The organism is Streptococcus mitis (assembly GCF_023109515.1).
GTDB classification, from domain to species: Bacteria; Bacillota; Bacilli; order Lactobacillales; family Streptococcaceae; genus Streptococcus; species Streptococcus mitis_CS.
Window position 1 is genome coordinate 287,646 of the sequence record NZ_JALDUM010000001.1, and the last position, 20,148, is coordinate 307,793.

At 37.0% G+C, this 20,148-nt stretch carries 23 protein-coding genes and 1 pseudogene; 14 read left to right on the forward strand and 10 right to left on the reverse strand.

Annotated elements, in window-relative coordinates:
- The first annotated feature begins 111 nt into the window (after positions 1 to 111).
- Positions 112 to 774 carry a NisI/SpaI family lantibiotic immunity lipoprotein gene (locus M1G05_RS01495; RefSeq protein ID WP_049502159.1) on the forward strand — a complete coding sequence of 221 codons (663 nt, stop codon included), beginning with the start codon at positions 112 to 114 and terminating at the stop codon, positions 772 to 774.
- A 213-nt stretch (positions 775 to 987) separates the two neighbouring features.
- Here M1G05_RS01495 and gdhA read toward each other — a convergent pair whose 3' ends face one another.
- On the reverse strand, positions 988 to 2,334 hold the full coding sequence (gdhA, locus tag M1G05_RS01500; RefSeq protein ID WP_000199543.1) for an NADP-specific glutamate dehydrogenase: 1,347 nt from the start codon (positions 2,332 to 2,334) through the stop codon (positions 988 to 990).
- 228 nt (positions 2,335 to 2,562) lie between these two features.
- Here gdhA and M1G05_RS01505 point away from each other — a divergent pair, with 228 nt between their 5' ends.
- The 7 genes from M1G05_RS01505 (at position 2,563) to M1G05_RS01535 (ending at position 9,366) form a co-directional block, all read left to right on the forward strand.
- The gene (locus tag M1G05_RS01505) at positions 2,563 to 3,498 is read left to right on the forward strand and encodes a dihydroorotate oxidase (RefSeq protein WP_094753212.1); all 936 of its coding nucleotides are present in this window, start codon (positions 2,563 to 2,565) and stop codon (positions 3,496 to 3,498) included.
- Between the two features lie 32 nt (positions 3,499 to 3,530).
- Positions 3,531 to 4,568 (forward strand): DNA polymerase III subunit delta, encoded by a 1,038-nt coding sequence (holA, locus tag M1G05_RS01510; protein ID WP_247952873.1) that lies wholly within the window; start codon positions 3,531 to 3,533, stop codon positions 4,566 to 4,568.
- 374 nt (positions 4,569 to 4,942) lie between these two features.
- The gene (sodA, locus tag M1G05_RS01515) at positions 4,943 to 5,548 is read left to right on the forward strand and encodes a superoxide dismutase SodA (protein ID WP_000974733.1); all 606 of its coding nucleotides are present in this window, start codon (positions 4,943 to 4,945) and stop codon (positions 5,546 to 5,548) included.
- 156 nt (positions 5,549 to 5,704) lie between these two features.
- Positions 5,705 to 6,235, forward strand: a complete 531-nt coding sequence (locus M1G05_RS01520; RefSeq protein WP_247952874.1) for a YutD family protein — start codon at positions 5,705 to 5,707, stop codon at positions 6,233 to 6,235.
- Between the two features lie 20 nt (positions 6,236 to 6,255).
- Positions 6,256 to 7,341 carry a dual-specificity RNA methyltransferase RlmN gene (gene rlmN / locus M1G05_RS01525; protein ID WP_247952875.1) on the forward strand — a complete coding sequence of 362 codons (1,086 nt, stop codon included), beginning with the start codon at positions 6,256 to 6,258 and terminating at the stop codon, positions 7,339 to 7,341.
- Positions 7,341 to 7,823 carry a VanZ family protein gene (locus M1G05_RS01530; RefSeq protein WP_247952876.1) on the forward strand — a complete coding sequence of 161 codons (483 nt, stop codon included), beginning with the start codon at positions 7,341 to 7,343 and terminating at the stop codon, positions 7,821 to 7,823. The genes rlmN and M1G05_RS01530 overlap by 1 nt, the downstream gene beginning before the upstream one ends.
- A gap of 1 nt (position 7,824) precedes the next feature.
- Positions 7,825 to 9,366: an ABC-F family ATP-binding cassette domain-containing protein gene (locus tag M1G05_RS01535; protein WP_247952877.1), complete on the forward strand. Its 1,542-nt coding sequence runs from the start codon at positions 7,825 to 7,827 to the stop codon at positions 9,364 to 9,366.
- Between the two features lie 55 nt (positions 9,367 to 9,421).
- Here the strand turns inward: M1G05_RS01535 and M1G05_RS01540 are convergent, their stop codons facing one another.
- Positions 9,422 to 10,225: a peptidylprolyl isomerase gene (locus M1G05_RS01540; RefSeq protein ID WP_247952878.1), complete on the reverse strand. Its 804-nt coding sequence runs from the start codon at positions 10,223 to 10,225 to the stop codon at positions 9,422 to 9,424.
- A gap of 287 nt (positions 10,226 to 10,512) precedes the next feature.
- Positions 10,513 to 10,888, reverse strand: a pseudogene (locus tag M1G05_RS01545) (tyrosine-type recombinase/integrase); the annotation flags it as partial.
- Between the two features lie 65 nt (positions 10,889 to 10,953).
- Here M1G05_RS01545 and M1G05_RS01550 point away from each other — a divergent pair.
- Together M1G05_RS01550 and M1G05_RS01555 are read left to right on the forward strand one after the other, a co-directional pair.
- Positions 10,954 to 11,759 (forward strand): IS5 family transposase gene (locus tag M1G05_RS01550; RefSeq protein WP_152639385.1). Its coding sequence is split into 2 segments (ribosomal slippage): positions 10,954 to 11,328 and positions 11,331 to 11,759, totalling 804 coding nucleotides; the frame shifts between segments, so codons are not numbered across the junction.
- Positions 11,760 to 11,880: 121 nt separating this feature from the next.
- Positions 11,881 to 12,099: a hypothetical protein gene (locus M1G05_RS01555; RefSeq protein WP_247952879.1), complete on the forward strand. Its 219-nt coding sequence runs from the start codon at positions 11,881 to 11,883 to the stop codon at positions 12,097 to 12,099.
- A gap of 100 nt (positions 12,100 to 12,199) precedes the next feature.
- Here the strand turns inward: M1G05_RS01555 and M1G05_RS01560 are convergent, their stop codons facing one another.
- The 4 genes from M1G05_RS01560 to M1G05_RS01575 are packed head-to-tail and all read right to left on the reverse strand — an operon-like array spanning position 12,200 to position 16,289.
- Positions 12,200 to 13,570: an MFS transporter gene (locus M1G05_RS01560; RefSeq protein WP_000753505.1), complete on the reverse strand. Its 1,371-nt coding sequence runs from the start codon at positions 13,568 to 13,570 to the stop codon at positions 12,200 to 12,202.
- Positions 13,570 to 14,667, reverse strand: coding sequence for an oxidoreductase (locus tag M1G05_RS01565; protein ID WP_009014148.1), 1,098 nt, complete (start codon positions 14,665 to 14,667; stop codon positions 13,570 to 13,572). Before M1G05_RS01565 ends, M1G05_RS01560 begins: the two co-directional genes overlap by 1 nt.
- 1 nt (position 14,668) lies before the next feature.
- A complete protein-coding gene (locus M1G05_RS01570; protein WP_000684424.1) occupies positions 14,669 to 15,349 on the reverse strand; it encodes an AAA family ATPase in 681 nt (226 codons plus the stop codon).
- Positions 15,350 to 15,371: 22 nt separating this feature from the next.
- Positions 15,372 to 16,289: an AvrD family protein gene (locus M1G05_RS01575; protein WP_000351501.1), complete on the reverse strand. Its 918-nt coding sequence runs from the start codon at positions 16,287 to 16,289 to the stop codon at positions 15,372 to 15,374.
- Between the two features lie 102 nt (positions 16,290 to 16,391).
- Here M1G05_RS01575 and M1G05_RS01580 point away from each other — a divergent pair, with 102 nt between their 5' ends.
- Entirely contained in the window at positions 16,392 to 16,721 is a 330-nt protein-coding gene (locus tag M1G05_RS01580) for a winged helix-turn-helix transcriptional regulator (protein ID WP_000447029.1), read from the forward strand.
- Positions 16,722 to 17,241: 520 nt separating this feature from the next.
- Here M1G05_RS01580 and M1G05_RS01585 read toward each other — a convergent pair.
- The 3 genes from M1G05_RS01585 to M1G05_RS01595 form a co-directional block, all read right to left on the reverse strand.
- Positions 17,242 to 17,466, reverse strand: coding sequence for a helix-turn-helix transcriptional regulator (locus tag M1G05_RS01585; RefSeq protein WP_001041097.1), 225 nt, complete (start codon positions 17,464 to 17,466; stop codon positions 17,242 to 17,244).
- A gap of 2 nt (positions 17,467 to 17,468) precedes the next feature.
- Complete coding sequence (locus tag M1G05_RS01590) at positions 17,469 to 18,047, reverse strand: hypothetical protein (protein WP_064276461.1); 579 nt, start codon at positions 18,045 to 18,047, stop codon at positions 17,469 to 17,471.
- Positions 18,048 to 18,686: 639 nt separating this feature from the next.
- Positions 18,687 to 18,875, reverse strand: coding sequence for a hypothetical protein (locus M1G05_RS01595; protein WP_150922594.1), 189 nt, complete (start codon positions 18,873 to 18,875; stop codon positions 18,687 to 18,689).
- A 176-nt stretch (positions 18,876 to 19,051) separates the two neighbouring features.
- Between M1G05_RS01595 and rpsP the strand changes: the two genes are divergently transcribed.
- Genes rpsP through M1G05_RS01610 form a run of 3 tightly spaced genes read left to right on the forward strand, consistent with a single transcriptional unit; the run spans position 19,052 to position 19,953 of the window.
- Positions 19,052 to 19,324 carry a 30S ribosomal protein S16 gene (gene rpsP, locus M1G05_RS01600; protein ID WP_000268760.1) on the forward strand — a complete coding sequence of 91 codons (273 nt, stop codon included), beginning with the start codon at positions 19,052 to 19,054 and terminating at the stop codon, positions 19,322 to 19,324.
- A gap of 19 nt (positions 19,325 to 19,343) precedes the next feature.
- Positions 19,344 to 19,583, forward strand: a complete 240-nt coding sequence (kphA, locus tag M1G05_RS01605) for an RNA-binding protein KphA (protein WP_000379617.1) — start codon at positions 19,344 to 19,346, stop codon at positions 19,581 to 19,583.
- Positions 19,584 to 19,626: 43 nt separating this feature from the next.
- Complete coding sequence (locus M1G05_RS01610; protein ID WP_150922595.1) at positions 19,627 to 19,953, forward strand: MazG nucleotide pyrophosphohydrolase domain-containing protein; 327 nt, start codon at positions 19,627 to 19,629, stop codon at positions 19,951 to 19,953.
- Positions 19,954 to 20,148 lie beyond the last annotated feature (195 nt).

A 20,148-nucleotide genomic window follows, 5' to 3' on the forward strand; every position in this document is an offset into this window, starting at 1 on the left:
TGGGAATTGTTTTGACTTTACTTCATATCCAAAATAAGTCTGTAAAGACATATTGGAGAGAGGCGTTATTGATTTTTGATAATTTAACTATAGAAAATTAGGAGGAGAACTATGAAATTCAAAAAGATCTATCTTTCCGTAATTTTTTTCTTAAGTTTACTTGGATTGACTGGATGCACATATGAGAAGTATGATGTTAAATTTCTCGACTCAAGTTATAATCGATTTGATTATAAAGGAGAGCATTATGGTGTAACTAATCAATTAATTTTATATGAAGATATTGAAAGTAAAGTAAGCAATCATTATGATATTTATGAAATATCTTACGATGATTCCAATGATGAAATAAAGAATGATTTGTTGGAGATTGGTGACTTATATCAAACCAAGAATAGAGAATTTGCCATAAAAATTGATAGTACTTTCTATAAATGTAAACTACTTGATAATATTTCTAAAGAAGAACTTATAAAAGTTTCTGACTTATTTAATGTTCGCTTAGTAGGAGAATTTGCTATCAATGAGCAAGAAGCCAGAGAGTTGAAGATAGGGGAACAATTATTTACAATTACTGAAGAAATTATTCCAAAAGAAGAGCTTAGTGCTACAGTTGCTAACTTAGATAATCAAGTGAAGTCAGTCACTAGATTATCAGGGGAGCACGAAAGTTGGAAATATGGAGAAATTTGTTCTTTAAAAAATCAGTCTATCCACGAGAAAGTAGCAGTTAAATTGAATGGAGAATATCATTTGGCTTTCTTAAGAAGTTAAACTGGGCAAAAAGTCTTTAAAAGAAAAAACGGCAAATAATAGAGCGACTACATTAGTAGCTTAAAAACATGATTAAACCGCTATTCTTAGGAGTAGCGGTTTTTCTTTTTGTTCTAAAAGGGGCAAAAAAGGGGGCGAGTAAGTAATTTTCCAACTGTTTAATTCAAGCTAAAAATCCCCAATCGAAGCGATTGAGGATTAAGCAAATGAATCTTAAACAATACCTTGTGCAATCATAGCGTTTGCTACATTTTCAAAGGCAGCAATGTTTGCTCCTGCAAGGTAGTCTTTATCAAGACCATATGTTTCTGAAGTTGTTTTAGCTGTGTTGAAGATGTTTGTCATGATGTCTTTGAGACGTCCATCAACTTCTTCACGAGTCCATGAGAGGCGAAGACTGTTTTGGCTCATTTCAAGGGCTGAAACGGCTACACCACCGGCATTGGCTGCTTTAGCAGGTCCGTAGAAGATTCCATTTTCTTTGTAAACTTTGATGGCATCAAGGTCGCTTGGCATGTTGGCACCTTCAGATACACAGATAACGCCTTGAGCAACTAAACGTTTAGCTGCTTCACCATTGATTTCGTTTTGAGTCGCACATGGAAGCGCAATGTCATAGTTTCCAGCGTAAGTCCATACAGAACCTTCATGATAAGTAGCAGTTGCTTTCTCAGCTGCATATTCAGTCAAACGAGCGCGACGTTTTTCTTTAACATCAACCAATAGATCGAAGTCGATACCATTTTCATCGATGACATAACCATTTGAATCAGATACAGAGATAACAGTTGCACCAAGTTCAGTCGCTTTTTGAAGAGCGTATTGAGCAACGTTACCAGAACCTGAAATAACCACTTTCTTACCAGCAAAGCTGTTACCGTTAGCTTTAAGCATTTCTTCAGTATAGTAAACCAAACCGTAACCAGTTGCTTCTGGACGAATCAAGCTACCACCAAATCCAAGAGGTTTACCAGTCAAGACACCAGCATCAAATTGGTTAAGGCGTTTGTATTGACCGTAAAGGTAACCAATCTCACGTCCACCAACACCGATATCACCAGCAGGTACGTCAAGTGATGGGCCGATGTATTTTTGTAGTTCAGTCATGAAGCTTTGGCAGAAGCGCATCACTTCAGCATCTGTTTTACCTTTAGGATCGAAGTCTGATCCACCTTTACCTCCACCGATTGGAAGTCCAGTCAAAACGTTTTTAAAGATTTGTTCAAATCCGAGGAATTTCAAAATCCCTTGGTTTACAGTTGGGTGGAAACGAAGTCCGCCTTTGTATGGTCCAACAGCTGAGTTGAATTGAACACGGTAACCGCGGTTTACTTGAACTTTTCCATCACGGTCAACCCAAGGAACACGGAAAGAAATCACGCGCTCTGGCTCAGTAATACGTGCCAAGATATTTTCTTCGATATACTCAGGGTGTTTTTCAAATACAGGTTCTAAAGTGTTGAAAAATTCTTCAACAGCTTGAAGGAACTCAGCCTCGTGCCCGTTACGAGCTTTTACAGTTTCAAACACGCTTTGGATATATTCTTTAGCAGATGTCATATCGTTCTCCTTAAATTCTAATTTAATTATGTGTGTCATTATAGCAGAATTTTTTTTAACTGTAAAGAGAAAAAACAAAAATTTTCTAAAAATTCTATCAATTTAGTTTTGAGACTTTTTAAAAATAGATAAAAAACGAACCTTTTTCTTGTAAATATCTTTCTCAAAGAGAAAATCTGAAAATATGGTATAATATTAGCAATAAAAGGAATCTGGAGGATCAGAATCATGGTATCAACGAAAACGCAAATTGCTGGTTTTGAGTTTGACAATTGTTTGATGAATGCAGCAGGTGTGGCTTGTATGACGATAGAGGAGTTAGAAGGGGTTAAAAACTCAGCGGCAGGAACCTTTGTCACTAAGACAGCGACCTTGGACTTTCGTCAGGGGAATCCTGAGCCACGCTATCAAGATGTTCCACTTGGTTCCATCAACTCTATGGGCTTGCCAAATAATGGCTTAGACTATTATTTGGACTACCTTTTGGACTTGCAGGAAAAAGAGACGAACCGAACTTTCTTCCTATCTCTAGTCGGCATGTCTCCAGAGGAAACCCATACTATCTTGAAAAAAGTCCAAGAGAGTGAGTTTCGTGGTCTGACTGAACTAAACCTTTCCTGTCCAAATGTTCCAGGTAAACCTCAGATTGCCTATGATTTTGAGACAACAGACCGGATTTTGGCAGAGGTATTTGCCTACTTCACCAAACCTCTTGGAATTAAATTGCCACCATATTTTGACATTGTTCACTTTGACCAAGCGGCAGCTATTTTCAATAAGTATCCTCTTAAGTTTGTCAACTGCGTCAACTCTATCGGAAACGGCCTTTATATAGAAGATGAGTCTGTCGTTATTCGTCCTAAAAATGGTTTCGGTGGCATAGGTGGCGAGTATATCAAACCGACTGCTCTAGCTAATGTTCACGCCTTTTATCAACGTTTAAATCCTCAAATCCAAATCATCGGAACAGGTGGCGTTCTGACTGGTAGAGATGCCTTTGAACATATCCTCTGTGGAGCTAGTATGGTGCAGGTGGGAACTACCCTTCACAAAGAAGGAGTTGGTGCTTTTGATCGTATTACCAATGAACTGAAAGCAATCATGGCGGAAAAAGGGTACGAAAGCCTAGAAGATTTCCGTGGGAAATTGCGCTATATTGATTAAATTCATTAAAAAATCAGAAGAAAGGAGAGAAGATGCTAGCCATTGAAGAAAGTCAGAAGTTGACTTTATCAAATTTACCTAGTCTGAGCCTATTTACAGGGACAGATCAGGGTCAGTTTGAAGTGATGAAGAGTCAAGTATTGAAACAGATTGGTTATGATTCTGCCGACCTCAACTTTGCCTACTTTGATATGAAAGAAGTAGTTTACAAGGATGTGGAACTGGAGTTGGTCAGTCTTCCTTTCTTTGCGGATGAGAAAATCGTGATATTAGATCATTTTGTCGATATCACAACTGCTAAAAAGCGCTTTTTGACAGATGATGAGCTCAAGTCATTTGAGGAATACTTTGACAATCCTTCACCAACAACCAAGTTGATAATCTTTGCAGAAGGAAAGCTGGATAGCAAAAGACGGTTGGTTAAATTACTTAAGCGTGATGCCAAGGTCTTCGATGCAGTAGAAGCTAAAGAACAAGAACTGCGTCAGTATTTTCAAAAGTGGAGCCAGAAAGAAGGTCTGCAGTTTGCCAATCATTCTTTTGAAAATCTCCTCATCAAGTCTGGTTTTCAATTTAGCGAAATCCAGAAAAATCTCCTCTTTTTACAGTCCTATAAAGAAGACTCTGTTATCGAGGAAGAGGATATTGTTAACGCAATTCCCAAGACCTTGCAGGACAATATTTTTGATTTAACTCAGTTTATTCTGACTAAAAAGATGGATCAGGCGCTCGATTTGGTTAGAGACTTGACCTTGCAAGGTGAAGATGAAATTAAGTTGATTGCCGTCATGCTAGGACAATTTCGGACTTTTACTCAGGTGAAGATTTTGGCGGAATCTGGGCAAACAGAATCTCAGATTGCAAGTAGTCTAGGAAGTTTTCTCGGACGCAATCCCAATCCCTATCAAATCAAGTTTGCGCTGAGAGATTCAAGAGGACTTTCTTTGAGCTTTTTGAAGCAAGCTATTTCCTATTTGATTGAGACAGACTATCAGATTAAGACAGGTCTTTATGAAAAAGGTTTCCTTTTTGAAAAGGCACTCCTACAGATTGCTAGCCAGGTAAATTAATCATATTTCAAAAAATTTTTATCCCGCGTCAATACTATCTTGTCGTGGGTTTCTTGCTGATTTGCTTATTTTATACTCAATGAAAATCAAAGAGCAAACTAGGAAACTAGCCGCAGGTTGCTCAAAGCACTGCTTTGAGGTTGTAAATAAGACTGACGAAGTCAGCTCAAAACATGTTTTTGAGGTTGCGGATGAAACTGACGAAGTCAGTAACTATACCTACGGCAAGGCGACGTTGACGAGGTTTAAATTTGATTTTCGAAGAGTTTTATTAGAAAGTATTTCAGTGATTTCTTCATCTATAAGCAAAAAACTTGAAAAAAGTGAATGTTTGCGTTATCATTTTCATATAGAAAGAAAAAGAGGTATTACAGATGGCTATTATCTTACCAGATCTTCCATATGCATACGACGCTTTGGAACCATACATCGATGCGGAAACAATGCACTTGCACCATGACAAACACCATCAAACTTATGTCAACAATGCTAATGCAGCTCTAGAAAAACACCCTGAAATCGGTGAAGACCTTGAAGCTTTGCTTGCTGATGTAGAATCTATCCCAGCTGATATCCGTCAAGCGCTTATCAACAATGGTGGTGGACACTTGAACCACGCTCTTTTCTGGGAATTGATGACTCCTGAAAAAACAGCTCCATCAGCAGAACTTGCAGCAGCAATCGATGCAACATTTGGTTCATTCGAAGAATTCCAAGCAGCCTTCACTGCAGCAGCAACAACTCGTTTCGGTTCAGGATGGGCATGGTTGGTTGTCAACAAAGAAGGGAAACTTGAAGTGACTTCAACAGCAAACCAGGACACACCAATCTCAGAAGGCAAAAAACCAATCTTGGGCTTGGACGTTTGGGAACATGCTTACTATGTGAAATACCGCAACGTGCGTCCTGACTACATCAAAGCTTTCTTCTCAGTGATCAACTGGAACAAAGTAGATGAACTGTACGCAGCTGCTAAATAATGATAGTTGGAGGGAAGAATTGTTCTTCTCTTTTTAAGGTTATATTATTTTGGTCTGACAAAATCGTCAGACTTTTTTCATTTTTATGAGAAACGTGCTAACTGCTAGAAATTATGGTAGAATAAAGTATTAAGTAATCGTGGAAAAAGGATATCTATGCGAAAAGAAATTGCACCTGAATTATACAACTATAACAAGTTTCCTGGTCCTGAGTTTCATTTACACGGGGACAAGGTCGAAACGGAAGGGATAGCTTTTTCCTTGGTTGAAAATATCAAGGATGCCTTTGATGTGACGGCTTTTAATCAGCGTTTTTCAGAAGTCTTAACCAAGTTTGATTATATCGTGGGAGACTGGAGCAATGAACAGCTTCGCCTACGAGGGTTTTACAAGGATGACCGAACAGATGAAAAACTTGAAAAAATCAGTCGTTTACAAGACTACCTTTTAGAGTATTGTAGTTATGGTTGTGCCTATTTTGTCTTAGAAAATGAAGCCCCTAAGCGAGCGTCATTTGACAAGAAAATGCGTAAGAAGGAAGAAGAACAGCCTTCTAGAAAAGGAAAGAAACCGGCTCAAACTAAACGAAAACCGAATGCAGATAAGAAAAATAGACGTCGTCAGAAAGATCAGCATTCTCAGAAAGAGGACAAGGGACAACGTCATTTTGTCATTCGTCAGAAGTGAGTAGAGAATAAGGAGAAGAAATGAAACCGTCAATTTATAGTTTAACACGTCAAACCATGCAGGAATGGGTTTTGGAGCAGGGAGAAAAGAAATTCCGTGCAGATCAAATCTGGGAATGGCTCTACCGTAAACGTGTCCAGTCATTTGAAGAAATGACCAACCTTTCCAAGGATTTGATTGCTAAGCTTAATGACCAGTTTGTGGTTAATCCATTGAAACAGCGAATCGTGCAAGAATCTGCTGATGGGACAGTTAAATATCTTTTTGAATTGCCAGATGGAATGCTGATTGAGACAGTACTCATGCGTCAACACTACGGTTTATCTGTCTGTGTGACCACTCAGGTCGGCTGTAATATCGGTTGTACCTTCTGTGCCTCTGGTTTGATTAAGAAACAACGTGACCTCAATAATGGGGAAATCGTAGCGCAAATCATGCTGGTTCAGAAATACTTTGATGAGCGTGGTCAGGATGAGCGTGTCAGTCATATCGTTGTCATGGGAATTGGTGAACCATTTGATAATTACAACAATGTCTTGAATTTCGTTCGTACTATCAATGATGACAAGGGAATGGCCATCGGTGCTCGTCACATTACGGTTTCAACCTCAGGTTTGGCCCATAAAATTCGTGATTTTGCTAATGAAGGTGTTCAGGTCAATCTTGCCGTTTCCCTTCACGCACCTAATAATGAACTGCGCTCAAGCATCATGAAGATTAACCGTGCCTTTCCGATTGAAAAACTCTTTGCTGCTATTGAGTATTATATCGAAACAACCAATCGTCGTGTAACCTTTGAGTATATCATGCTCAATGAAGTCAATGATGGTGTAGAACAAGCCTTGGAATTGGCTGAATTGCTCAAGAATATCAAGAAATTGTCTTATGTAAACTTGATTCCTTATAACCCAGTTAGTGAGCATGACCAATATAGCCGTAGTCCTAAAGAGCGCGTCCTGTCCTTCTATGATACGCTTAAGAAAAAAGGGGTCAACTGTGTCGTCCGTCAAGAGCATGGTACAGATATTGATGCAGCTTGTGGACAATTGCGCTCTAACACAATGAAACGTGACCGCCAGAAAGCAGTCGCAGCAGTTAATCCTTAATGATGAAGAAAACATATAATCATGTTTTGGTCTGGGGAGTCATTTTCTATAGCATTTGCATTGTCTATTTTTGCTTTACTCCTCAAGAACATTCTCCCGTAGGGGTGGAAACTCCAGGTATTCAGCATCTTGGACGCCTGGTTTTTCTTTTGACTCCTTTCAATTCTCTCTGGAAACTAGGTGAAGTGAGTGATGTAGGACAATTATATTGGATTTTTCTACAAAATATACTCAATGTCTTCTTACTTTTTCCTTTGGTGTTTCAACTCCTTTATCTCCTTCCAAACTTGCGGAAAACAAGAAAAGTGATCTTTTTCAGTTTTCTTGTGAGTCTTGGAATTGAGTGTACGCAGTTGGTCTTGGATTTTTTCTTTGATTTTAATCGCGTCTTTGAGATTGATGATTTGTGGACCAATACCTTGGGTGGCTATCTGGCTTGGCTTCTCTATAAACAATTACATAAAAACAAGATAAGGAATTAAAATGAGTATTTTAGAAGTTAAAAATCTGAGTCACGGTTTTGGTGACCGTGCAATTTTTGAAGATGTGTCCTTCCGTCTCCTAAAGGGGGAACATATCGGTCTGATCGGTGCTAATGGTGAAGGGAAATCAACCTTTATGAGCATCGTGACTGGTAAGATGTTGCCAGATGAAGGGAAGGTTGAGTGGTCTAAGTATGTGACTGCTGGTTACTTGGATCAGCACTCAGTCCTTGCTGAAGGGCAGTCGGTACGTGATGTGCTCCGTACAGCCTTTGATGAGCTTTTTAAAGCGGAAGTTCGTATCAATGACCTTTATATGGAAATGGCTGAAGATGGAGCGGATGTTGATGCTCTCATGGAAGAAGTTGGCGAACTTCAAGACCGTTTAGAGAGTCGTGATTTCTATACCTTGGATGCTAAGATTGACGAAGTAGCGCGTGCCCTTGGAGTCATGGATTTTGGCATGGATACAGATGTAACCTCTTTGTCAGGTGGGCAAAGAACCAAGGTACTTTTGGCTAAACTCCTCCTTGAAAAGCCCGATATCTTGCTGTTGGACGAGCCGACCAACTACTTGGATGCTGAGCATATTGACTGGCTCAAGCGCTATCTCCAAAACTATGAGAATGCCTTTGTTCTTATTTCACACGATATTCCATTCCTGAACGATGTGATTAATATTGTCTATCATGTGGAGAATCAACAGCTGACGCGTTATTCTGGTGACTACTACCAGTTCCAAGAAGTCTATGCTATGAAGAAATCTCAGCTAGAGGCAGCCTACGAACGTCAGCAGAAAGAGATTGCGGACCTCAAGGACTTTGTCGCTCGAAACAAAGCGCGTGTTGCAACACGAAACATGGCCATGTCCCGCCAGAAGAAATTGGATAAGATGGATATTATCGAACTGCAAAGTGAGAAACCAAAACCATCCTTTGATTTCAAACCGGCTCGTACACCAGGGCGCTTTATTTTCCAAGCCAAGGATTTGCAAATTGGTTATGATCGTCCTCTGACCAAGCCTTTAAATCTTACCTTTGAACGTAATCAAAAGGTTGCTATTATCGGGGCAAATGGTATCGGGAAAACAACTCTCTTGAAGAGTCTCTTGGGAATTATCCCGCCAATCGCTGGGGAAGTTGAACGCGGTGACTACCTAGAACTTGGTTATTTTGAGCAGGAAGTAGAAGGTGGCAATCGTCAAACACCACTAGAGGCTGTCTGGAATGCCTTTCCAGCTCTCAACCAAGCAGAAGTCCGTGCAGCCCTTGCCCGTTGTGGTCTGACAACCAAGCATATTGAAAGCCAAATTCAGGTCTTGTCAGGTGGGGAACAAGCCAAGGTTCGTTTCTGTCTCTTGATGAATCGTGAAAACAATGTCTTAGTGCTGGACGAGCCGACCAACCATTTGGATGTGGATGCCAAGGATGAACTCAAACGTGCTCTTAAAGAATACAAAGGGTCTATCCTTATGGTCTGCCACGAACCAGACTTCTATGAAGGCTGGATGGATCAAATCTGGGATTTTAACAAGCTAACTTAAGAATGAGGATAAAAGAAATACAGTACCGAATGTGGATACTGTATTTTTTTGGTTTTTAAGATTTAAAATTGTAATCTTTCACCACTTCGATGCTGTCGATTGTGATAGCAGTAGTTGGCTTGTCTTTTTCATCTTTTTCTGCTTTGGCAATCTTATCTACAACATCCATACCGTCAATCACTTGACCAAAGACTGGGTGTTTGCCATCTAGACTAGGGTTTCCCCCTTCTTTATAGGCTTCGATGATTTTCTTTGGATACTTGCTTGTAGGGAGTTTAGCAGAGGTATCTGTAGAGTTTTGGTTGATGAAGAACTGGCTACCATTGGTGTTTGGTTGACCAGTATTAGCCATAGAAAGAGCACCACGGATGTTATATAGATAAGGAGTAATCTCGTTTTTGAAACCAGTTCCCTTGTCTTTAGTTTTATCCTTGTCATGCCAGATAGACTGACCACCTGTACCGTCTCCCTTTGGATCTCCAGTTTGGACCATAAAGCCATCGATGACACGGTGGAAGGTAATACCGTTATAGTAGCCTTCTTTAGCATGAGTGAGGAAGTTTTCAACCGCTAGAGGAGCGAGTTTAGGGAAGAGCTTAATGCGAATATCACCCTGACTTGTGTGGAGAATCACTTCAGCCTCGTCTTCAGCAACTTCTTTAGATAGTTGTGGGAAATTGGCGTTTTCATTTGTTAAAGCATCGTTTAACTCCTTGGCAGATTGGGCTGCTGCTTTGGAGCTTTCCTCAGCGGCCAAGCTAGAATCTACATAGTCATCACCACGCAAACTACGTTGGATGTTGTCACATCCAGCTAGGGCTACAGTGGATAGTAAAAGAAGGGTTGCTAGTTTTTTCATTCTTTTCCTCTCAAAAATTCATTTCTACCATTGTACCCTAAAAGGAAGTGGATTTCAAATATTAGTGACAAGACAGTTTAAGAGGAAGCCAACCAGAAAGTCGCTTGTTTAGGGGTATCAATACCATAAGTGTACTCGAAGTATTTAGGAAACCAGGTCTTAAGAAAGCTCGTAAAGCTAGCCAGTTCTCTAAACGTTAAGAAACGGCTACAATACAGCATTTATCAACACTTCATGGTTCACACCATGGGGTGTTTTTTGATGTTTTTTTAGCAAAATTCACACCATTACTTTTTAAGGTTACGGTAGGCAAATTCACCAACGGCCATAGGAACTACATTAGAAGTGTTGACATAAATCTGAGTTGTACCTGTATCGCTATGTGTTAGAGCTTCTGAAATGTCCTCTAGTGATGTGCCAAATTGTTTGGCAAGAGTTGCACCCGTATGACGTAATTTATGAGGTGTAGCGTGTGTTAGTTCTGGATGACGTGAGGTAGTCAGAGTGTAGTGGACCGTTAACATTGCTCTTCATATCGATATAAGTAAAGACATACTGTTCATCAGATTGGATAATTCCAAATTTTGCTAGTTCTCTTTTTTGTTGCTTTTCCCATGACTGAAGTAAATCAGTTAGTTCAACAGGAAATCGGGAAATTGTTTTTTATTTCCTTAGGTTGGTATTAGTAATAGACTTCCTGCGAAACAAAAATATGATACAATAAAACTATAAATTATGAATCAAGTAAAGTATTAAGTGATGCACGATTTAAGCGCCTTGTTGGTGTTCAGCGCACTACTTTTGAAGAGATGTTAGCTGTGTTAAAAACAGCTTATCAACGTAAACACGCGAAAGGTGGACGAACCCCTAAGTTAAGCCTAGATGACCTCCTCATGGCTACTCTTCAATATATGCGAGAATACCGCACTTATGAACAAATTGCGGCTGATTTTGGTATTCACGAAAGCAACTTAATCCGTCAGAGTCAATGGGTTGAAGCAACTCTTATTCAAAATGGTTTTACGATTTCAAAAACTCATCTTAGTGCTGAGGATACGGTGATTGTGGATGCAACAGAGGTAAAAATCAATCGTCCTAAAAAAATCAACTAGCCAATTATTCTGGTAAAAAGAAATGTCATGCTATGAAGGCTCAGGCGATTGTCACAAGCCAAGGGAGAATTGTTTCTTTGGATATTGCAGTGAACTATTGCCACGATATGAAGTTGTTCAAAATGAGTCGCAGAAACATCGGACAAGCTGGTAAAATCTTAGCAGACAGTGGTTATCAAGGGATCATGAAGATGTATTCACAAACGCAAACTCCGAGGAAATCAAGTAAACTTAAGCCACTAACTCTTAAAGATAAATCCTATAATCATGTGCTATCTAAAGAGAGAATCAAGGTTGAGAATATTTTTGCCAAAGTAAAAACGTTTAAAATGTTTTCAACAAGCTATCGAAATCGACGTAAACGCTTTGGATTACGAATGAATTTGATTGCTGGAATTATCAATCGTGAACTAGGATTTTAGTTTCGCAGGAAGTATAATAAAAGCCATTAATTATATATCAAATACAATCTATACTACTTATCAGTTAGTAAAAGATTTAAAAGATTTGACTAGTGAAACGATTGCTAGCGAGGTTCAGGATATGAGTGAAGAGCTACCCAAAAGAGATATTGCAATTGATAGTAGCCTAGTTCATTATGATAACGGTCTTCTTTTGGGAAGTTTAATCAATATTGAGGATAGCCAAGGAACACGACGAGTGTTATCTAATTTATCATATGAACTAACGCTTATGCATTTTTCACAGTTTCATCAAGGTTATGAGGTAGTTGGTATTTTACAATCTTTGCGACAAAAGTAATTGAGTTATTTATTAAGCAAATTATGATGATTGGAGTAATTGTGCTGAGAAATAATATAAAACGCAATCAACTTTTAAATTGATTGCGTTCTGTTTAGTTTTATTCTTTTCCATAAAGGTAACGACTAGCAATTAACCAAGTAGCAATATACATTATCACGTTAACCAAAAATGCGATAACGATGACTATATTCCAATCATGGGATAAATTAGTAGTTACAATCCCCATAATTGTTGTACCAAAAAGTCCACCAATCTGTTTGTTAGCGTTTAGAGTTGCACCAGCAATTCCAGATAATTCTTGACCAGCAGCTTCCATAAGAATGGTTGTAGTTGCTGGAGTTAACACTCCGATACCTAGACTCATTAAAGAAAATAAAGGAATTAGGATGTATAGTTGAATTTCATGAAAAAGAACTCCAATTCCAAAAATTCCTGCTGCTCCTACAATGGCAAAAATAATTGAGACAGTAGCGAGGCTTCCCACGGAAAATCGTTTTACAGCACGTGCGTAAAATAAATTACCAATAATTAAGACAATCATTCCTGGTAGAATGAGGAGTCCAGAAACCATTGAGGAAAGGTTTAAATAAGTTTGAAAATAGAGTCCTAGCACCAAAACAATGCCATATAGTGAAATGTTAACTACTAAACCTAATAGATTAGAGACAATAAACTTAGCATTTTTTAATAGTTGGTGGGGAACAATAGGTGCTTTACTTTTTTTATCGTGGACTACTAAACCAATAGCAAATAATATAAATAGGAGAAGAAACAATAAAAGATTTGAGTTACTATAACCATATTGATTCCCTTCAACAAGGTAAATAACTAGACTTCCGATAGTTGTAACCAGAAATATATTACTAAAGATGTCAATTCTGGTCTTTAGATTGGCAATATTATTTTTCACGAGAAGTAATATTGAAATTACTGTCAAAATTCCAAATGGAATATTGACCAAGAAAATACCCCTCCATCCGAAGTAGTTAATTATTAGTCCACCAATAAAAGAACCAGTACCGGTTGCAACAGAAATAATTGCTGTCCAGATTCCTAACATACGTGCTCTTTTAGTAGAATCGGGGTATGAAATGAATAAAAGTGCTAATGAACTTGGCATAAACAAAGAAGCACCGAAACCTTGAATGAATCTAAGTATAATTAATGTTTCAATATTTGGTGAAAAAGAGCACCCAAACGAGGATAGTGTAAAAATTGTCATTCCAATTAATAAAATTCGTTTAGCACCATATTTTGTTGTTAGATTTCCTGAAAGTAGGAGTAAAGACCCTAAAGCTAGTGTATAGGCGTTAATAATCCAAATGGATTGCTCTAATGAGACTCTCATAGCTGTTTCAATATGGGGAACAGCAAGAACCACTCCGGTTGTATCTAGGACCGCCATAATGTATCCTAGTGAAAGAATAAAAAGTAGATAAGCTGGCGCTTTTGTATTTGTTTTTTTCATCAATCTTCCTCCGTTATTTCATCAAACCAATTTTCATTTATCAATAGAGGACGACCAAAAGCAAGTAAATCAAACCCTCCTTCTTTAAAATCAGAAACTAAATTATTCGAGTAAAAAATTTGTGCCTTTTTCCTTTGTAAATGAAGATATGACATTTTAGGTTGTGATGTTATTTCTGTAATAAGTGTTGGAATATCTTTGTATAGAATTTCAGGTGAACCTATGCCTCCAGTTGTTATTGTAGGCTTATTTGCAATTTTTTTCACCCAGTATGATAAATTGCCTGATTTTCCAGTGACAGCAGAATCTGTATAGTTTATTTCAGAGCAGTCAAAGATATCAACACCTGCATTTGAAATTGGTATTATGATTTGTTTTAATTCCTCTAAAGTTTTTGCTAATTTTGCAGTAGGATCATAACTTTTAAAATTTGATAGGCGAATGAAAATCGGAAAATTGTCCCCAACAACTTTTCTACATTCCTTAATAACTCTTTCTGCAAAGTAAGTTCTATTTTTAAAACCAAACTCATCAGTTCTCTGGTTGGTATCTGCTGTTAAAAAATCATGAATTAAACTACCGTGTGCAGCATGAATATCAACTCCATCAAAACCAGATATTTGAGCTTTTCTGGCGGCTTCAGCAAATTTTTGGACAATAAGGTTAATTTCTTCAACTGATAAAGGTGACCCCACTTTCTTTTTTCCAATGTATCCAGATGGAGTAGAGACCTTAAGAGATAAATCAGTTTTTGAAAATGCTCTTGAACTCCCACTATGCCAAAGCTCAGCAATAGCCTTACTTTTTTCTTGGTGAATTGCCTTGGTTACTTGTTTCCATACCTCAATATCACGACTGGTTGAAATATTTGGTATATTTTCATTGTTAGTAGCAGTTTCATGCTCAATATTTATAGCGCCTATAATAAATAGCCCTACATTTTTTGCTCTTCGCTTATAGAACTCGGCAATTTCTGGTTTGGGAACACCACTTTCTACAAATCCTGTTGGAACTGGATTCATTACAATCCGATTTCTTAAAGATAGTTGGGATGTCTCAAACTTGGAAAAGAGGATATTTCTCAAATCTTTATCCATATTATTTACCCTCCTGAACGATATTATAGTTTTGCGCTTCCTTTTTTGCTAAAGAAACTGCTTGTTCAATACTTATTACAGGTTTTAGTTGATAAATTTCTGAAATCTTCTGGAGTCTTTCCTCGATAGTACCGCCCACGATATGGTAAGGAATTTTTAATTCATCCAGTGTTATTAATAGCAAATCGTTTGAGCGTTTTCTAAATAATTCTGACACAGGACGATGGCCATCTGGAGCTAAAGGAAATTCAATAGGCAAATGTACAAATGATTCATAAGTTTCTTTAGCATAGTCTTTTGCAACAGACCCAAAATTTTTCATAACTTCTCTAAGATATTTGAGGTCATCAGTTAAAATAATATTTCCTTTATCTGTCTCTTGGTTGGGATTCATTCCTAATTCGGTTCTCACCATACCGTATACCCATTCATGTAAAGAGGAGCCATCAGAAACAAAAGAGTCAAGATGAGACTCCCTAACTGCTCGCTCCATTAGACGACGAATTCCTAATTGAACCAGCTCAGGACCAGTGGCGTCTTCTAATCTTTTTCCGGGTAAAGCTATGGGAAGAATCTCTCTCATAGTTTTTGCGTGTGTACGTGGTAAACCAGTATAAAAAGCTAGTGCTAAAGTTGTTGTCGTTTTTCCTGTCGAATAAGTTCCTGAAATTGCTATTTTCATATTAGTCCTCTTTCTATTTATCTTATAGCTCTTGAGCCACGGAATATATCAATGTTGACTCTCCAAGTTTTGAAATCATATCACTAACTCGAACATTCTTTCCTTTTAAAGGTACTATTTTAGTTTTTAGAACTTGAACTTTAATGTTGCCTTCACTTAACTGTGAATCGTTTGAAAGGTTGCGTAGGATTTTAATTTTACGCATTATCAATGTTTTCGAAAATTCTCTAGGGGTTCTGTCCAAATATGAATGTAACACTTCCGTAAGTTCAGCTGTTACAATTATATGGTCTAAGATAGATGGTAATCTCTTTTTCAAGAGATGTGCTGATTCAATACCACTAAATTTATCTGAATAGGAAAAAGAAGTAGTAGCTGAAATAGAATTTAATTCTGTTTTCACCGAAATATCAGTTAGTTTGGTATCAACTGTTTTAAAGTTTGAAAAATAGTAATCTTCTCCAGAATTTATTTTAAGTTGTTTTGAGTCATCAAATAAATCGACAACTAATTCAACCGAAAACGAAGCTATCCTTCCCTTGAAGGATAGCTTATCATCTGATGATAAGCTCAATTTTGCTGTAACATTTTTCAAATCTTCTACAAGAGATTTTCCTGCTTTTACCGAGAAACTAGAAATTAGAGCATTATTGATTGTGTCCTCTTCTATGACTAATTCTTCTCTAAGAAAATCGCTGACTAGTTTCACAGCAAGTACAATAGAATCTAAAGAGCTAAAATGTGGTTTTATTGACTCAATATTTTTCTTAGTTGACCAACTCTTCGGATAGTTGATTTCAAATACTGACTCAATTCCTTCAAAAGTAATATGTTTAACTTTCTGAAAATATTTTACTTGTGTATATCCATTACCAAAGTATCTTCCATCAGGACTGCCGAGAATATCTTCAATACGGTCAAACTTAGTTATAATGTCCATAGTAATTTCTCCCTTCAAGTGATATAATTAATTTATCATGTAATTATTTATAAAACAAGAAGGGAAAAAAAGTATAGTAACTATCAAAAAAGGAGGAAATGAATGGAGACTTGCAAGATGCAACCTTTGAAAAAATCAATTTGTCCAGCAAGAAGGGTCTTGAATTTACTAAAGGGTAAATTTACTCTTGAGATTTTATCTGAAATTATTAATGGTAATATACATTATGGTAGTCTTTTGCGTAGTGTAGAAGGTATTAATCCTAGAATATTAGCTCAACGGTTACATGATTTCGAGCAAGAAGGTATTTTATCAAGAAAAGTTTTACCGACATCGCCTCCACAGGTTGAATATAAAATGACAAAAAAAGGTATTGCTCTAAGAAGTATCGTTGAAGAAATGAAAAAATGGGAGCAAACTTATAGAAATTAGATTGAATTTACATAATTTATTATTAATATTTTTCTATAAAATAGAAAATGTAATTCTGAAAGATTTGGTAATCTTGTTAATCAAAGCAACGTAAAAACCTAGTTCAAATGTGTGACTAGGGTTTTTTGGCTCTATAATTTTTGCCGTGGGTAAGACCATAGGTAAAAACAGGCAAAATAAAAAATCATCTAAATAGTGGTGTGAACTTTTCGGTACATTCTAGCTCATTTTTTTGATTTTTTGGGGTGAAATTCACACCATTCAACTGAAATTTATTCAAATTAGATGAAATTCTGTTTTCTGAAAAAGTTGGAAAACATTGATTTTAAGCATTTACTGAAGGTTATTCAAATCATAGTTTTTCCAACCAGATCTTAAGAGAGCTCGTAAAGTATCACAATTAGTAAACGTTAATTCGAAAGAATTACTATATTTTAAAAGAGTACATTTTCAAAGGATTTTTTCTTTTGGATTCAATTCCTAATTAATCAATGAACTTAATACTAGGTCTCGAAAAGAATTATGCTTCCTCTTTCTGTCTGAGTTCAAAGAGGTCTTCTACTTTCAGATTAAAAACTTGAGCAATTTTAAGAGCCATTTCCAGAGAAGGATTGTAACGGTTATTTTCCAAGTGCAGAATTGTCTCGCGTCGCATGCCGATGAGGTCGGCTAACTCCTGCTGGGTCATGCCTGTAGACTCACGAACAGATTTAAGATTAGTAATAATCTTGCTTTCTTTGGCCATGCTTATCCTCTCCGTTCCAAGATAAGATAGACAACCGCAAAGATGCAAATCAAGGCAGCTATGCTAATAAATATTTGGCCCATGTAAAGAGTGAGAGCCCCCATATACCCAATGATAACTGCTAGGATCATCAGTGCGCCTAGTATAAAAACAAACATCAAGCTAGTTGCCTTTGCTAAATTAGCATAAAAGCGTTCGTCCGGAGTTTCCTTGACATTTTTCAAACAGAAAAAAACAAATAAAATCACTTCAATAACGAGGCCAATTCCCAAAATCCATTCTTTAATACCAGAACTTACGCTTGGGGTCGCAACCCAAATCCCTACTGTATAAAAAATGCTTGCTGCAAAAAAAAGTATCGTGTAAAGCTTAGCAGACAAGTCAAAAATAGTCTTTCCCTTACCTTTCTGACTCTTATGTAGCCAGCTACAAATAGCTACAATTTGACCTGACACTGAAATACCAGTAATAACTAACTTGGGTCCCCAACTAAGATTAGAACCAAATAAAACAATAAAATCAATAAAGAGAGCTACGGCAATCATTGCAATGAGGCCACGCATTTTTTGACTTTTTTTCATGATAGACTCCTTTTTTGTGTTATAAATATATCACACTTAAATTTTATGTTATAAATATATCACATTTAAATTTAGAAAGCAAGAATTTATGTGCCAAGATGGCAGTTATTTGAAAAAATTTTTTAATAAAAGCCCTTGATAGTCAAACAACTAACAAATTCTTTGAAGCAATGCATCGGATTTGGTTTGGATAGTTTCGTTAATAATATTTGATGATAAAGAATTTTTGGAAAATCTAGATACTGTATGAAACTCTACTTTTTTATTAGGCTGTTATAAAGTCTGTCAGAATAAGCGTTATAGGTGTAGAAGTTAATTTTTACAGAACTAAACTTTTACAGAACTAAATTATTCCCCCATTTAGAATCTATTAATTCATATTTTATAAATTAATTAGTAGATATCGTTCTTAAAATTCTTGATATTTCGCTGTTTTTAGTCCAACTGAAACTCATACTTTCCAAACGAGGTCTTAAGAAAGCTCGTAAAGCTAGTCAGTTCTCAAAGCGTTAAGAACCTGCTACAATACACCATTTAATTGAAAGTTATTCAAATTAGATGAAAATTTTTTTCTGAAAAAGTGGGAAAATATTGATTTTAAGAGAATTTTGAATCATATTCGAATTGGAGTTTTTAAAATCATGTTTCAGTAGTGAAAGTTCCAAAGTTGATTCTCCAGATAAGGATGATATCACCTGCCAATAGATTGTCTTCTAGTAGTTCCATATTGCGTTTTGGGACAGGTTTAGGGGCTTCCATATCACTATTAGGAGAGATATAGGGCTTGACAGGGTAGTCCTTATAGATAGTATTAAAAGTAGTATTCATAAACGATTTCTTTCTAATTTTTTCTTTAAGATTATAACCAATTTCTAGTAGTAAAAAAAAATAAAACTCTGTCAAGTTTTTTTCTTGACACCTGCCAGAAATCTGCTATAATAGAACATGTGCTAAATAGCTCAGCTATTTCACCGAAATAAAAAATAAGAAAAGAGACTTTAAAAATGGCAGTTAAAATCCGTTTGACTCGTATGGGTTCTAAGAAAAAACCTTTCTACCGTATCAACGTAGCAGATTCACGTTCACCACGTGACGGACGTTTCATCGAAACAGTTGGAACTTACAACCCACTTGTTGCTGAAAACCAAGTAACTTTGAAAGAAGACCGCGTTCTTGCATGGTTGGCTGATGGAGCTCAACCTTCAGATACAGTACGTAACATCCTTTCAAAAGAAGGCGTATTGAAAAAATTCCACGATTCTAAATTCTCAAAATAAGTTTAAAGTAGGTTGACAGATGGATACGATTGAAAATCTCATTATTGCGATTGTGAAACCCTTGATTTCACAACCAGATGCCTTAACTATCAAGATTGAAGATACACCAGAATTTTTGGAATATCATTTGGATCTTGATCAAAGCGATGTGGGTCGTGTAATCGGTCGTAAGGGTCGCACTATTTCTGCGATAAGAACGATTGTCTACTCTGTCCCAACTGAAGACAAAAAAGTAAGAATCGTTATTGACGAAAAATAAGAAGGGCGGGACGGATGTCTCGCTTTTTTTGCAAGGAGAAAGAATGAGAGATTTAACAGTTAGACAACTAGAGGAATATTTACTTGACCATTACCGACAATCTAGAACAGAAGAAGGGCTTTTTATTAAGCTAGTAGAAGAAGTTGGAGAAGTTGCTGAGGTTTTAAATGGACGCTCTGGTCGAAAAGAGGGCGTTCAGGATTCTAACGAGGAACTAGCAAAAGAACTGGCTGATATCATTCACTACACCGTCGCAATAGCAGCTATTAATCATATTGACCTTACCAAGACTATCTTTGAGAAAGACAAAACTGCAGCCATTAAGTACCAACATGAACGTGATTTGGAAGGATTTTTAGAGAATTTCTAAGAGAATAAGAAATGATTTTTTTCTTATAAAGAAGATTTCACATATATTGGTCTAGCTAGTAAATAGAAAACAAGGAAACTGGCAGTTTATATTATCAAAGTAAGTAATCTCCAAGAGGTAGACAAGCTAGAACTTGTGAGACAAGAACGAGAAAAGCAGGTCAGCATAGCTGCCTCCTTTATAGGCAACGAGAAA